Annotated in this window: 13 protein-coding genes; 8 read left to right on the top strand and 5 right to left on the bottom strand. The window is 70.9% G+C overall.

Translation table 11 applies throughout. The features are described from left to right. Position 1: 1 nt before the first annotated feature. Both KB893_RS08000 and KB893_RS07995 read left to right on the top strand, forming a co-directional pair. The gene (locus tag KB893_RS08000; protein ID WP_211925747.1) at positions 2-688 is read left to right on the top strand and encodes a response regulator transcription factor; all 687 of its coding nucleotides are present in this window, start codon (positions 2-4) and stop codon (positions 686-688) included. Then, the gene (locus KB893_RS07995; RefSeq protein ID WP_211925746.1) at positions 681-1970 is read left to right on the top strand and encodes a sensor histidine kinase; all 1290 of its coding nucleotides are present in this window, start codon (positions 681-683) and stop codon (positions 1968-1970) included. The genes KB893_RS08000 and KB893_RS07995 overlap by 8 nt, the downstream gene beginning before the upstream one ends. 16 nt (positions 1971-1986) lie before the next feature. Here the strand turns inward: KB893_RS07995 and KB893_RS07990 are convergent, their stop codons facing one another. The 4 genes from KB893_RS07990 to KB893_RS07975 all read right to left on the bottom strand — a co-directional run bounded on the left by KB893_RS07990 (position 1987) and on the right by KB893_RS07975 (position 4906). Continuing rightward, entirely contained in the window at positions 1987-2871 is an 885-nt protein-coding gene (locus KB893_RS07990) for a ParB/RepB/Spo0J family partition protein (protein ID WP_211925745.1), read from the bottom strand. Beyond that, complete coding sequence (locus tag KB893_RS07985) at positions 2871-3665, bottom strand: ParA family protein (protein ID WP_211925744.1); 795 nt, start codon at positions 3663-3665, stop codon at positions 2871-2873. Before KB893_RS07985 ends, KB893_RS07990 begins: the two co-directional genes overlap by 1 nt. Then, the gene (rsmG, locus tag KB893_RS07980) at positions 3662-4315 is read right to left on the bottom strand and encodes a 16S rRNA (guanine(527)-N(7))-methyltransferase RsmG (RefSeq protein WP_211925743.1); all 654 of its coding nucleotides are present in this window, start codon (positions 4313-4315) and stop codon (positions 3662-3664) included. Before rsmG ends, KB893_RS07985 begins: the two co-directional genes overlap by 4 nt. Positions 4316-4429: 114 nt before the next feature. After that, positions 4430-4906: an SPFH domain-containing protein gene (locus tag KB893_RS07975; RefSeq protein ID WP_211925742.1), complete on the bottom strand. Its 477-nt coding sequence runs from the start codon at positions 4904-4906 to the stop codon at positions 4430-4432. A 242-nt stretch (positions 4907-5148) separates the two neighbouring features. On the opposite strand from KB893_RS07975, the gene hemB reads away from it, so the two are divergent. From hemB to KB893_RS07950, 5 genes are all read left to right on the top strand, one after another. Next, the gene (gene hemB, locus KB893_RS07970; RefSeq protein ID WP_211925741.1) at positions 5149-6138 is read left to right on the top strand and encodes a porphobilinogen synthase; all 990 of its coding nucleotides are present in this window, start codon (positions 5149-5151) and stop codon (positions 6136-6138) included. A gap of 62 nt (positions 6139-6200) precedes the next feature. Further along, the gene (gene aroE / locus KB893_RS07965; protein WP_211925740.1) at positions 6201-7040 is read left to right on the top strand and encodes a shikimate dehydrogenase; all 840 of its coding nucleotides are present in this window, start codon (positions 6201-6203) and stop codon (positions 7038-7040) included. A gap of 127 nt (positions 7041-7167) precedes the next feature. Beyond that, positions 7168-8916, top strand: a complete 1749-nt coding sequence (locus KB893_RS07960) for a DUF1800 domain-containing protein (protein WP_213173600.1) — start codon at positions 7168-7170, stop codon at positions 8914-8916. A gap of 10 nt (positions 8917-8926) precedes the next feature. Continuing rightward, positions 8927-10234: a DUF1501 domain-containing protein gene (locus KB893_RS07955; RefSeq protein WP_211925763.1), complete on the top strand. Its 1308-nt coding sequence runs from the start codon at positions 8927-8929 to the stop codon at positions 10232-10234. Further along, positions 10234-10503 (top strand): YkgJ family cysteine cluster protein, encoded by a 270-nt coding sequence (locus KB893_RS07950; protein WP_211925738.1) that lies wholly within the window; start codon positions 10234-10236, stop codon positions 10501-10503. The genes KB893_RS07955 and KB893_RS07950 overlap by 1 nt, the downstream gene beginning before the upstream one ends. On the opposite strand, the gene KB893_RS07945 is transcribed toward KB893_RS07950, so the two are convergent. After that, a complete protein-coding gene (locus KB893_RS07945) occupies positions 10452-11024 on the bottom strand; it encodes a gamma carbonic anhydrase family protein (RefSeq protein ID WP_211925737.1) in 573 nt (190 codons plus the stop codon). The genes KB893_RS07950 and KB893_RS07945 overlap by 52 nt on opposite strands. 193 nt (positions 11025-11217) lie before the next feature. Between KB893_RS07945 and KB893_RS07940 the strand changes: the two genes are divergently transcribed. Further along, positions 11218-13296: a M3 family metallopeptidase gene (locus tag KB893_RS07940; protein ID WP_213173599.1), complete on the top strand. Its 2079-nt coding sequence runs from the start codon at positions 11218-11220 to the stop codon at positions 13294-13296. The last annotated feature ends 166 nt before the right edge of the window (positions 13297-13462 follow it).

Below are 13462 nucleotides of genomic sequence, written 5' to 3'. Positions count from 1 at the left end.
AGTGCGGCTGTTGATCGTCGAGGACAACCGAAGCCTGGTGGCCAACCTCTTCGCCTACTTCGAGGCGCAGGGGCACATCCTCGATGCCGCCCCGGACGGCGAGACCGGCCTGCACCTGGCCACGACCCAAGCCTACGACGCGGTGGTACTGGACTGGATGCTGCCGCGGCTCGACGGGCACGAGGTACTGGCGCGGCTGCGCGCCGCCGGCAACGTGGTGCCGGTGCTGATGCTGAGCGCCCGAGACGAGCTGCCGGACAAGATTGCCGGCTTCCGCGCCGGTGCCGACGACTACCTCACCAAGCCGTTCGCGATGGCGGAGCTGGAGGTCCGCCTCGAGGCCCTGGTGACGCGCGCCAGCGGGCGCCGCGCGCGCGTCCTGCAGGTCGGCGACCTGCGCTACGACAGCGGCTCGCTCGAGGTCGTGCGTGGCGGCCGCGTCCTGCACCTGTACCCAGCGTGCCGCAAGCTGCTCGAGCTGCTGATGCAGGCCAGCCCGGCGGCTGTGTCCCGGCAGCGCATGGAGCAGGCGCTCTGGGGCGACGAGCCGCCGGACGGGGACGCGCTGCGCTCGCACGTGTACGACCTGCGACGGGTGGTCGACGCGCCGTTCGAAATCAAGCTGATCCACACCCTGCCGCGGATCGGCTACCGCATCGCCGCACCGGAGGGCGGCGCCCATGGCTAGGCGTCGCAGTAGCCTGCAGCGCCAGATCAGCGTGGGCCTGGTGCTGTACGTGCTGCTGCTCAGCGCGGCGCTCGCCGCGCACGGCCTGCTGGTCAACGAACAGGCGGAGCGTCGCGTGTGGCAGTCGCTGCTGAACGTGGAGATGGACCATGTCGTGGCGCGCGTGCGCGAGCGTGCGAACCCTCCATGGGCGCCGGCCACCGGCCTGCGCTTCTACGCCGACCAGGCCATCGCCGCCTCGCCGCCGCCGGCGCTGATGCGCTTCGGCCCAGGGCTGCACGACAACGTCGTCTTCGACGACAACGAGTGGGTGGTGCTGGTGCGCCTCGTCGGCGACGGCCGCTACATGCTCGCGCTCGACATCGACGGCTTCGAACAGGACGAATGGCGGCTGGCTGCGCCCCTGCTCCTGCTGGCCGCGCTCATGGCGCTGCTGCTCGCGCTGTTCTCGATCTGCGGTGTGCGACGGCTGGTGCGCCCGCTGGCGGCGCTGGCGGAGCGGATCCTGGAGCTGCGCCCCGACCGCACCGGGCAGCGCATCGAGGTCGGGCGCGGGGGCAGCAGCGAGCTGGTGGTGATCGCCGAGGCGCTCAACGCCTACCTCGAGCGCAACGAACGGTTCGTGGAGCGCGAGCGCGTGTTCATCGACAGCGCCAGCCACGAGCTGCGCACGCCGATCGCGGTCGTCGCCGGCGCCGCCGACCTGGCGCTGGCGCGGCCGATCGACGACGAGGCGGTGCGCGCACCGCTGCAGCGGATCGCGCGCACCGCGCGGGCGATGGAGCAGCTCGTGGTGCTGCTGCTCGTGCTCGCCCGCGACCCGGCACGGCTGAGCGCGGCCAGCGACCGCTTCCGTCTCGACGAGCTGCTGCCGGAGCTGGTCGAGGACCACCGGTTCCTGGCCACCGGCAAGAGCCTCGAGATCGAGGTGGCCCTGCACGCATCGTGCGAGCTCGTCGCGCCGGTGCGGATCGTCCAGGCGGCGATCGGCAACCTGCTGCGCAACGCGATCGAGAACAGCGATCGCGGCCGTATCCGGGTGGAGCTGCATCCGGCCGGCGTGGTGGTGATCGATGATCCGGGCCACGGCATGGCGCCGGAGGAGGTGGCCGCCATCTATGCGCGCATCGCGCGCGGTGGCGGGCGCGAGAGCAGCGACGAAGGCATTGGCCTCGACCTCATCGCGCGGCTATGCGAGCACCTCAGCTGGCGGCTGGTGATCGATTCGGGCCACGGCCGCGGCACCCGCGCCACGCTCGATCTCGGCGCCGCGGTGGCCTAGTGGGCGCCCGCGCGGCTCAGGATGAGCGGGCGCGCAGACGCTCGAGCACGCCTTCCAGCGTGTCCAGGCCGTGGTAGTGGATCACCAGCCGGCCCTTGCCGCCCTTGCCGTGCTGCACGGCGACGCGGGTGCCGAGGGTCTCGGACATCTCGCGCTCGAGCGCGGCGATGTCGGCGTCGGGCAGGTTCTTCGGCTTCGCGGCCGGCTGCGGGATGCCCTGGGTCAGGCGCTGCACGCGCTGCTCGACCTCGCGCACGGACAGTTCCTCGTCCGCGGCCTCCTGCGCCAGCGCGACGGCCTGGCGCTCGGGCAGGGTGAGCAGGGCGCGGGCGTGGCCCATCTCGATGCGGCGCGCCTCGACCAGGCGCCGGATCGGCTCGGGCAGTTCCAGCAGGCGCAGCAGGTTGGACACCGCCGACCGCCCGCGGCCGACGGCCTCGGCCGCCTGCTGGTGGGTCAGGCCGAATTCCTCGATCAGCCGCGCCAGCGCCTGCGCCTCCTCCAGCGGGTTGAGGTCCTCGCGCTGGATGTTCTCGATCAGGGCCATGGCGATCGCCGCACGGTCCTCGACCTCGCGCCTGACCACCGGCACCTCGGTGAGACCGGCCTGCCTGGCGGCACGCCAGCGGCGCTCGCCGGCGATGATCTCGTAGCGGTCGGCGCCGACGGCGCGCACCACGATCGGCTGGATCAGGCCCTGGCTGCGGATCGAGCCGGCGAGTTCGGCGAGCTTCTCCGGATCCATGCCCGTGCGCGGCTGGTACTTGCCAGGCTGCAGCGCGTCGATCGGCAGCGTCGCCAGCGCGTCGCCGGTCCCGGCGGCCTCCTCGGGCGCAGGCCCGGCGGAGCTGCCGAGCAGCGATTCCAGGCCTCGGCCGAGGCCGCGCTTCTTGACGGCCATCAGTGGACCTCCGTGGTCGGCTGCGCCGTGCGCTCGCGGCGCAGGATCTCGCCGGCGACGCCGAGGTAGGCGACGCCGCCGCGCGAGGCGCGGTCGTAGCCCAGGATCGACTGGCCGTGGCTCGGCGCCTCGGCCAGGCGCACGTTGCGCGGCACGATGGAGCGGAACACGCGGTCGCCGAAGTGGGTGATGAGCTCGCCGGACACCGCGTTGGCGAGGTTGTTGCGCACGTCGAACATGGTGCGCAGGATGCCCTCGATCCGCAGTGCGGGATTGAGGCGCTTCTTCACCGCCTCGATCGTGTCGACCAGGGCCGAGATGCCCTCCAGCGCGTAGTACTCGCACTGCATCGGCACGATCACGCCGTCGGCGGCGCCCAGCGCGTTGAGCGTCAGCAGCGACAGCGACGGCGGGCAGTCGATGATGATGTAGTCGTAGCGCTCGCGCAGCGGCGCCAGCGCGGCCTTGAGCCGCTGTTCGCGCTGCGGCAGCTCCATGAGGCGCACTTCCGCGGCGGTGAGGTCGATGTTGGACGGCAGCAGGTCGAAGCCTTCCGGCGCGGCCACGACCGCCGCTTCGGCCGGGATCTCGCCGAGCAGCATCTCGCAGGCGGAGTTCTCGATCTCGCGCTTGTCGACGCCGGCGCCCATGGTGGCATTGCCCTGCGGGTCGAGATCGATCAGCAGCACCTTGCGCGGCGCCTGCGCCAGCGCGGCGGCGAGGTTGACCGCGGTGGTGGTCTTGCCGACGCCGCCCTTCTGGTTGGCAACGGCGAAGATGCGCCCCTTGCTCATTGGTCTTGATTCGTCCGGTCGTTGAGGCGCGTGAGCACCACGAGGTGCCGTTCCGCGTCGAGGCCGGGCACCGCCAGGCGGTGAGCCGCGGCCACCTGCCAGCCCTCCGGCAGCGCCGCGATCTCGTCGTCGGGATGTCGCCCCTTCATCGCCAGCAGGCGTCCCCCGGGTGCGATCAGGTGCCCGCCGACGCGGACGAGCTCGGCAAGCGTACCCAAGGCCCGCGCCACAAGACAGCCGAAGGCGCCGCTGCGCGGCAGGGATTCGGCGCGGCTCTCGGCCACCCGGGCATTGGCCAGGCCCAGCTCGCGCAGCGCCTGGCGCATGAACCGGGTCTTCTTGCCGTTGGATTCGACCAGCGTCACATCGACGCCGGGGCGCACGATCGCCAGCGGGATGCCGGGCAGGCCCGGCCCCGTGCCGATGTCCACCAGTGCACCGTCGGGGACGAAGGCATGGAAGCTCAGCGAATCGAGCAGGTGCCGGGTCACCATCTCGCGCGGGTCGCGGACGGCGGTGAGGTTGTAGGTCGCGTTCCAGCGCGCCAGCAGGGCGAGATAGGCCAGCAGCCGCGGCGCGTGCGCGCGGTCGATGCCGAGCGCATCGAGGCCGGCTTCGAGTTCGGGCTGGAGGTCGGCCGTGGCGGTCAAGGCGGTGCGGGAGCGGTGAAATCGGCCGCGCAGTCTACTAGAGCCCGGTCGCCCGCCCGGCCCGGGCAGCCGCGGACCCTGCGGCGGCAAGGCCCGACGGCGGACGCGGAAGGCTCAGCGCGTGTGCAGCGCGCAGCGGATCACGCGCAGGCCCATCCCGGCCACGCGCCGGTTCAGGGCGGCCTTGAGCGCCTCGGCGAAGGAACCCGGCGCGCGCACGGCGCCGTCGGCACCGAGTTCGGCCAGCACCGCATCGGCGTGCTGGCGCATCAGCGTGTCGACCTGCTCCAGTGCGCTGCCGGCCTGGCGCGGGTCGAGGATCTGGAAGTAGAGGTCGGCGCCGGTGGCCTCGCCGCCCGGGGCCGACGCCGGGATCCGCAGGTGGTGGTCGATCAGCGACACCCGGTGCGCGACCCGCTCCACGCCCGGCAGCAGCAGGTGGACGCCGGCGGGCAGGGCGCGTCCGTAGCGGCCGAAGCGGTGCACCACGTCGACCCGGCCCTCGGGAACCACCCGCACCGAGACGGCGAGGGCGAGCAGCAGCGCGACGGCGAGGAAGGCGACGAGAATGGCCATGGGAATCAGTGACATCGCTTCTGGTGTGGAGACGCCACGCGAAGCGATGCGGGCAAAATGAATGTGGTTTAACGAATAAATTACCTTCTGCCGCGTCAATCATGGCTGAACAGGACTGTCAAGCCGCGGCCTGCTGTTCATATCGGCGCGCTGTGTGCCGGCCGCAGGGCCGCCGGTCGGAAAGCTGCATCCGCCGGCGATTCGCGGCCGCCCCGGCGCCGCGGGCGTACCATGGGCGGTCCAGCAGGAGCCCCCTCATGAACCATCTCGCCATCCGCCCGCGGCGCATGCGCCGCGACGCCTTCTCGCGCCGCCTGATGCGCGAGAACGTGCTGACCACCGACGACCTGATCTATCCGGTGTTCGTGCACGAGGAGGACGGTCGCGCCGCCGTGCCGTCGATGCCCGGCGTCGAGCGGCTGTCGATCGACGAGCTGCTGCGGGTGGCCGAGGATGCGGTCGGGCTCGGCGTGCCGGCGCTGGCGCTGTTTCCGGTGACGCGGCCGGACGCCAAGTCGCTCGACGCCGCGGCGGCCTGGGACCCGCAGGGCATCGCCGCGCGCGCCATCCGCGCGCTGAAGCAGCGCTTCCCGGACCTCGGCGTGATCACCGACGTCGCCCTCGATCCCTACACCACCCACGGTCAGGACGGCCTCGTCGATGCCGACGGCTACGTGATGAACGACGCGACCGTCGAGGCGCTGGTGAAGCAGGCGCTGAGCCATGCGGAGGCCGGTGCCGACGTGGTCGCGCCCTCCGACATGATGGACGGCCGCATCGGCGCGATCCGCAGCGCGCTCGAGGACACCGGCCACGTGCACACCCGCATCCTCGCCTATGCCGCGAAGTACGCCTCGGCCTTCTATGGTCCGTTCCGCGACGCGGTCGGCTCGGCGGGCAACCTCGGCAAGGGCGACAAGTTCACCTACCAGATGGATCCGGCCAATGCCGACGAGGCGCTGCGCGAGGTCGAGCTGGACCTGGCCGAGGGTGCCGACATGGTCATGGTCAAGCCGGGCATGCCCTACCTCGACGTGGTGCGCCGGGTGAAGGACGCCTTCGGCGTGCCGACCTATGCCTATCAGGTGTCTGGAGAGTACGCGATGCTCAAGGCCGCCGCCGGCAACGGCTGGCTCGACGAACGCGCTTGCGCGCTGGAGGCGCTGCTGGGCTTCAAGCGTGCAGGTGCCGACGGCGTGCTGACCTACTTCGCGCTCGATGCGGCGCGCTGGCTGCGCGAGCGCTAGTCTCGCGGGTGCATCCCGCGGCGCCGCGCGGGCGGCGCCCCCCAACGCAAGGAGAGATGTCCATGACGCAACCGCTCCGTTTCGCCGTCATCGGCCAGCCCATCGCGCACTCACTCTCTCCCACCATCCATGCGGCCTTCGCCCGGCAGCGCGGCATCGTCCTGGAATACACCGCGATCGAGGCCGGGCCCGAGGCGCTGGCGGAGACGCTGGAGCGCTTCGACGGCCACGGCGCCAACATCACCCTCCCGCACAAGGTCGCGGCATTCGGCCTGTGCGCGAGCACCACCGAGCGCGCGCGCCGCGCCCGCGCGGTGAACACGCTGACCCGCACCGCCGAGGGCTGGGAAGGCGACAACACCGACGGCAGCGGCCTGGTCCGCGACCTGACCGAGCGCCGCCGCCTCGACCTGCGCGGGCGCCGCGTGCTGCTGCTGGGCGCCGGCGGCGCCGCGCAGGGCGTCGCGCCGCTCCTGCTCGATGCGGGCATCGACGAGATGGTCGTGGTCAACCGCAGCCCCGAACGCGCCGACGCCCTGTGCAGCGCGCTGGGCGATCCCGCCCGCGCGCACTCGCGCTACTGGGACGACCTGCGCGGCCTCGGCGACTTTGAGATGATCGTCAACGCCACCTCGGCCGGGCGCGCGACGGGCCAGTTCGACATCCCGTTCTCGCTGCCGTCGCCGCGCTGCCTCGCGGTCGACCTGTCCTACGGCGAGGCCGCGGTGCCGTTCCTGGCGTGGGCGCGCGCGGCCGGCTGCGTCGACGTCGTCGACGGCCTCGGCATGCTGGTCGAGCAGGCCGCCGACAGCTTCGCGCGCTGGCACGGCGTCCGCCCCGACACCGAGGCGGTCTACGCCATGCTGCGCGCCCGCGAGGACGCGCTGGTGACCGCGGACTGAGGTCCCGCTGCCGTTCGTCGCCTTGCGATGACCCGGCGTCGCGAAGGCGGCGTGAAGGTGATGGAGCGCACGGTTCTGCCCCGGGCGCGTCCCTATCGTCGCGCGGCCTCCCGAGAGTCTCGCGCCAATGGATTCCCTCCGATCTGCCCCCGCTCTGGATCCGGAGCGCTTCCTCGACGCGCGGTACGGGCTATCGCGCCGCCAGCAAGGCCAGTTCCGACCGGTCTCGGCCGGCAGCGGTTCGGCGATCGACGTCGTCGCGCCGAGCCTTCCCGGTGTCGCCCTGGAGCCAGCGGCCACGGGCGGCACGCCGTCGTTCGCAGTGCGCGCGCTGAACCGGCTGACGTTCGGCCAGAGGTCGAGCGACCTCAGCCTCTTCAAGGCGCTCGGCTCCTCCGACAGCGAAAGGCTGGCCAACTGGGTGGATTGGCAGCTTGCGTGGGACGAGATCGACGACAGCGCGCTGCAGGCGAAGCTCGATACCGCCGGCTACGTCACCCTCGACAAGTCGCGGAGCGCGCTGTGGACGGAGCACCTGCGCTCTTCCGACTATAACACGCGGATGCGCCCCGGGTGGGAGGTGCAGCGTGCCAAGTTCGTGCGTGCGACCTTCTCGGAGCGTCAGCTGCTGGAGGTCATGACCGACTTCTGGCACGACCACTTCAACGTGTACGGCAGCTCCTACGACTACGCCCCCATGTTCCCCCGCTACGACCGCATCATGCGGAAGTACGCGCTGGGAAATTTCAAGCAGATGCTCGAATCCGTCGCGACCAGCAACGCGATGCTCTACTACCTGGACAACGTCTACAACAGCAGGTCCGGGCCGAACGAGAACTGGGCCCGGGAACTGCTCGAGCTTCATACGCTCGGCTCGGCGAACTACTACGGCTTCATGAACCCGTTCGAGGTGCCGCCGGATGCCGACGATCCGTCCTTTCCGGCCGGCTATACCGACATCGACGTCTACGAAACGGCTTCTGCCTTCACCGGATGGACTGTGAAGAACGGCCACTGGCAGTACCCGGCGGAAGACGACGGCAACTTCGTCTACCGCGCCGCCTGGCATGACACCGGTCCGAAGTTCGTACTCGGCATGTTGCTCAATCCGGAGCAGCCGGCGATGGCGGATGGGCGGCAGATCATTTCTCGCCTCGCACAGCATCCTGCGACTGCCCGCTCGATCTGCAGGAAGCTCATCAGTCGTCTCGTGGGCGGGGCCGCCCCGGGCTCGCTGGTGACGAGCGCGGCGCGGGTATTCCGCGCCAACGTGTCCTCGTCAACCCAGTTGGCGAAGGTCGTCCGCCACATCGTCCTGTCCACGCACTTCCGCAACACCTGGAGCGAGAGCGTTCGACGGCCGTTCGAGAGCGTCGTCGCGGCGATGCGCGCGATATCGCCAGGCTTCACCATCCGCCTCGACCACGCCCGCAGCAACGACCTCATGTGGCGCATGGGCTTCACCGGGAACGTCCCCTTCGCCTGGCCGGCTCCCGACGGATGTCCGGACGAGAAGGAGGCGTGGCTGGGGTCGAACTCGCTCGCGATGAGCTGGAAGCTCCTGAACTGGATGACGGAGGCAGCGGACGGAAGCACTGCCCTGCTCCCCATCGTCCAGATCTCGCGATCCAAGGTCGCCAAGTGGACCGCGCCCGCGCTCGTGGATTACTGGTCGAAACGCCTGCTGGGCTTCACCCTGACCTCATCGCGCCGCTCGGCACTGATCCAGTTCATGGCGCAGAACGGGTCATCGTCGTACGTGATCGAAGACACCGACGCCTGGTCCGGCAACGACCTCAAGCGCCACTACAACCACCAGAGGCTCAAGAGCATGGTCTCCCTGATCATGATGAGCGTCGACTTCATCCGCCGCTAGGAGCCCAACCATGTCGACCGTCTCGCGCCGGGACTTCCTCAAGGGCTGCGGCGCCGCGTTCGCGCTTGGCTCCATCAGCCCAGGCATGCTGATCGCGGCACCGTCCTCGGATCAGCACGACACGCTCATCCACGTCTTCCTGCGCGGTGGATTCGATGGGCTGAATCTGGTTCTGCCCGTGAGCGGGGATGATCGGGTGCATTACGAACAGGCGCGGCCGTCGCTGTCGATCGCGACCTCGGGCGCATACGGGGCCCTCGCGCTGACGACCTCCAGCGGACAGGCCACGGGATTCGGGCTGCATCCCTCCGCGCAGGGCCTGCATGACATCTGGAACGACGGCAAGCTGGCTATCGTGCACGCTGCGGGGCTGCGGACCGTCGAGTCCCGCAGTCACTTCGACACCCAGGCCTATCTCGACCTCGGCACGCCCGGCAGCAAGACGACCGCCTCGGGGTGGATCACGCGGGCCTGGGCGAATTCCACGGAAAACAAGGCGGCGGCCGATCTGCCGCTGTTGGCGGTGATGAACGGCCTCCCGCAGAACCTGATGGGGGCCACCAACGCGGTCAGTCTGTCGAGCCCCTCGGACTTCCAGCTCAACGCCGGGCCGTGGCAGTGGCAGCAGACGCGGAGCAACTCGCCTGCGGGGCTGGTGGGCGTCAACGAGACGCTGATCAAGCTCTGGCAGGGCAGCGGTCCGCTGGCGCGTGCGGGCCAGGCCGCGGATCACGCGCTCAAGGTCGTACAGGCGGCGGCGATCCCATCGGCACCATCGGGCTGGCCGACGTCGACGTTCGCGAAGCAGCTCTGGACGGTCGCAGAAGGTATCCGCACCGGGCTCGGTGTCCGCTTCGCGACCATCGACCTCGGCGGCTGGGATACGCACGAGGGGCAGGGTACGGCTGGCAGCGGCTACCACTACTGGCAGAACAAGATCGCCGAGCTGTCGGCCGGTCTGTACGCCTTCTACGAGGAGCTCGAGCGCGACGGACGTCTCGGAAGGGTGACCGTCGTGGTGCAGTCCGAGTTCGGTCGACGTGTCCGCCAGAACGCTAACGGCGGCACCGACCATGGCTACGGCAATCCGTTGCTGGTGATCGGTGGCAATGTCAACGGCAGGCGCTTCTTCGGCCGCTGGCCGGGGCTGGATCCGGAGATCCTCTCGCCCTACTACGGGGACGTGCCGGTGACCACCGATTACCGACAGGTGATGGCGGAGATCCTGGCGCGACGCCTCGGGGTGCACAGCTCGCGATTCCCGGCGATCTTTCCTGGCTATACCAGCCACACGGCGATCAACGTCATCAATCGCTGATGGACTGCCGTTCCGGCTGCGCTGCGTGCTGCATCGCGCCGTCGATCTCCACGCCCATTCCCGGCATGCCGGAGGGCAAGCCGGCGGGGGTGCCCTGCGTGCAGCTGGATGCGGCCGGGCGCTGCCGCCTGTTCGGCCATCCGGAGCGGCCGGCGGTGTGCGGGTCGCTGCGGCCGCAGCCGTCGATGTGCGGACGCTCGCGCAGGCAGGCGCTGGACTACCTCGGCGCGCTCGAGGCGGCCACTGCGCCCACGCCCATGCCGAGGTAGCGGTCCTTCAGCCGCGCGTAGTGGGCGGCCGAGTAGTGCAGGTTCTCGATCTCGCGGTCGGAGAGCAGGCGCACCTTCCTGGCGGGATTGCCGAGCCACAGCTCGCCCTCGCCGACCGTCTTGCCCGGCGGCACCAGGGCGCCGGCGCCGACGAAGGCGTGCCGCTTCACCGTGACCCCGTCGAGCAGGCTGGCGCGCATGCCGATGAGGCAGGCGTCCTCGATGGTGCAGGCGTGCAGGATCACGCCGTGCCCGACGGTGACGTCGGTGCCGACGATCGTCGGGATGCCACCCGGGCGCGTGTACGGTCCCTCGTGGGTGACGTGCACGATGCTGCCGTCCTGGATGTTGGTGCGTGCCCCGATCTCGATGCGGTTGACGTCGCCGCGCAGTACGCAGCCCGGCCACACCGAGACGTCGTCGGCCAGCTTCACCCGGCCGATCACGGCCGCCATCGGATCGACGTAGACCCGCTCGCCGCACTGCGGCAGGTGCTCGAGGAAGGGGCGGATGGGTGGCATGGCGGGCTCGGCGGTGACGGTGCGGGCGATGCTACCGGGTCCAAACGGGGCGGGCGGGGCTCGGGGCTCGGGAATCGGAGATGGCGACGCACCCGTGTGCGTGCCCGCTTCCCATGCGCCATGCCCGGCCGGATGCCCCTCGCCCGGTGCCTCCACCCTTGAATTGCCCCGCCTTCCCCGCCACCTTCGGGCGATGACGACCCCAACGCCCAACCCGCTCCTCGCCGCCGGCGCACTTCCCGCCTTCTCCGCGATCACCCCGGCGCATGTGCGGCCGGCGGTGGATGCGGTCCTCGCCGACTACCGCTCGGCGGTCGAACGGCTCGTTGCCGACCCGCAGGCGCGCAGCTTCGAGACCCTGATGGCGCCGCTCGAGCGCTGGGATGCACGACTGGAGCACGTGTGGTCGCCGGTCGGCCACCTGCACGGGGTCAAGGATTCGCCCGAGCTGCGCGAGGTCCATGCCGATGCCGAGGAGGCGCTGACCGACTTCGCCACCGAGCTGGGCCAGAACCGGGCGCTGTTCGAGGCGGTGCAGGCGCTGCGCGGGAGCGGGAGTTTCGCCGCGCTCGACCGCGCCCAGCAGACCCTGGTCGAGGACAGCCTGCGCGATTTCCGTCTCTCCGGCGTCGCCCTCGAAGGCGACGCGCGCGCGCGCTTCGCCGAGATCGAGAACCGGCTGTCGAAGCTGTCCACCGAGTTCGGCGAGGCGGTGCTCGACGCCACCGACGCCTGGACGCGGCCGGTGACCGCGGCCGAGCTCGCCGGGCTGCCGGACTCGGCGCGCGCCATCCTCGCGCAGGCGGCGAAGGACAAGGGCAGCGACGGGCATCTGGCGACACTCAAGGGCCCGGCGGTGCAGGCGGTGATGACCTATGCCGACGACCGCGACCTGCGCCGCGAGGTCTACACCGCCTCGGCCACGCGCGCCTCCGACCAGGGGCCGCACGACGCGAAGTACGACAACTCGCAGCGTATCGAGGAGATCCTCGCCCTGCGCCACGAGTCCGCTCGGCTGCTCGGCTTCGAATCCGCCGCGCACCTCTCGCTCGCCGACAAGATGGCGGTGATGCCCGAGCGCGTGCTCGGCTTCCTGCGCGAACTGGCGGCGAAGGCGAAGCCGGTGGCCGAACGCGAGCTGGCCGAACTCGCGCAGTTCGCGAAGGACGAGCTCGGCCTGGACCGGCTGGAGCCATGGGACGTGGCCTGGGCGTCGGAGAAGCTTCGCGCCAGGCGCTTCGACTTCAGCGACGAGGACATCAAGCCCTACTTCCCGCTCGACGCCGCCATCGCGGGACTGTTCACCGTCGCCGAGCGCGCCTTCGGGGTGCGCCTGCGCGAGCGCGAGGGCGTCGACCGCTGGCATCCCGACGCGCGCTACTACGACGTGCTCGACGCCGACGGCAGCGTGCGCGCCGGCTTCTACGTCGACGTCTACGCGCGCGACGGCAAGCGCGGCGGCGCCTGGATGGACGTGTGCCGCGGCCGCATCCGCGGCGACGTCGAGGATCCGCAGGGGCCCGAGCAGAAGCCGGTTGCCTACCTGGTGTGCAACTTCGCGCCGCCGTCGGGCGGGCGCCCGGCGCTGCTGACCCACGACGACGTGCTGACCCTGTTCCACGAGTTCGGCCACGGCCTGCATCACCTGCTGACCGAGGTGAGCTGGCCGAGCGTAGGCGGCATCGGTGGCGTCGAGTGGGATGCCGTCGAACTGCCGAGCCAGTTCCTGGAGAACTTCGCCTGGGCACGCGAGACGCTCGACCTGTTCGCGCGCCACCACGAGACCAACGAGCCGCTGCCGCAGGCGCTGTACGACAAGATGCTGGCGGCGCGGCACTTCCACGCCGGCCTGTTCCTGGTGCGCCAGCTCGAGTTCGCGCTGTTCGACTTCCGCGTGCACCTGGAGTTCGACCCGGCGCGCGGCGCGCGTGCGCTGGAGATCCTGGATGCGGTGCGCGAGGAGGTGGCGGTGATCCGGCCGCCGGCGTGGCACCGCTTCCCGCACGCGTTCACCCACGTTTTCGCCGGCGGCTACGCGGCGGGCTACTACAGCTACCTGTGGGCCGAGGTGCTGTCGGCGGACGCGTTCGCCGCGTTCGAGGAGGCCGCGGCCGCGGGCGGGCAGGTGCTGGACGCCGAGACCGGCGCGCGCTTCCGTCGCGAGATCCTCGCCGTCGGCGGCTCGCGGCCGGCGCTGGAGAGCTTCGTCGCCTTCCGCGGCCGTGAGCCGGAGCCCGGGGCGCTGCTGCGCAGCTACGGTCTGGCCGCCTAGCCCGCGGAGCCGGCGCCTTCCGTAGGAGCGGCTTCAGCCGCGACCGCGCCCGGTAATCCAAACGACGAGGTCGCGGCTGAAGCCGCTCCTACCAACAGCCGCGCGCATGCCGGTTCCGTCGGTCCAAGGGCGGCTGCAGCGGCGACATCCTGCGTGCACGCCGGCC

Origin of the sequence: Coralloluteibacterium stylophorae (genome assembly GCF_018122625.2) — a bacterium.
GTDB classification, from domain to species: Bacteria; Pseudomonadota; Gammaproteobacteria; order Xanthomonadales; family Xanthomonadaceae; genus Coralloluteibacterium; species Coralloluteibacterium stylophorae.
The sequence above is the reverse complement of the archived record's forward strand: the minus strand, read 5'-3'. Positions and strand labels throughout refer to the sequence as shown.

Bases quoted from the DNA above. Each gene is read 5' to 3' on its own strand.
- KB893_RS07995 (WP_211925746.1), top strand. From the start codon at position 681: ATGGCTAGGCGTCGCAGTAGCCTGCAGCGCCAGATCAGCGTGGGCCTG.
- KB893_RS07990 (WP_211925745.1), bottom strand. From the start codon at position 2,871: ATGGCCGTCAAGAAGCGCGGCCTCGGCCGAGGCCTGGAATCGCTGCTC.
- KB893_RS07985 (WP_211925744.1), bottom strand. From the start codon at position 3,665: ATGAGCAAGGGGCGCATCTTCGCCGTTGCCAACCAGAAGGGCGGCGTC.
- KB893_RS07975 (WP_211925742.1), bottom strand. From the start codon at position 4,906: ATGTCACTGATTCCCATGGCCATTCTCGTCGCCTTCCTCGCCGTCGCG.
- hemB (WP_211925741.1), top strand. From the start codon at position 5,149: ATGAACCATCTCGCCATCCGCCCGCGGCGCATGCGCCGCGACGCCTTC.
- aroE (WP_211925740.1), top strand. From the start codon at position 6,201: ATGACGCAACCGCTCCGTTTCGCCGTCATCGGCCAGCCCATCGCGCAC.
- KB893_RS07960 (WP_213173600.1), top strand. From the start codon at position 7,168: ATGGATTCCCTCCGATCTGCCCCCGCTCTGGATCCGGAGCGCTTCCTC.
- KB893_RS07955 (WP_211925763.1), top strand. From the start codon at position 8,927: ATGTCGACCGTCTCGCGCCGGGACTTCCTCAAGGGCTGCGGCGCCGCG.
- KB893_RS07950 (WP_211925738.1), top strand. From the start codon at position 10,234: ATGGACTGCCGTTCCGGCTGCGCTGCGTGCTGCATCGCGCCGTCGATC.
- KB893_RS07945 (WP_211925737.1), bottom strand. From the start codon at position 11,024: ATGCCACCCATCCGCCCCTTCCTCGAGCACCTGCCGCAGTGCGGCGAG.
- KB893_RS07940 (WP_213173599.1), top strand. From the start codon at position 11,218: ATGACGACCCCAACGCCCAACCCGCTCCTCGCCGCCGGCGCACTTCCC.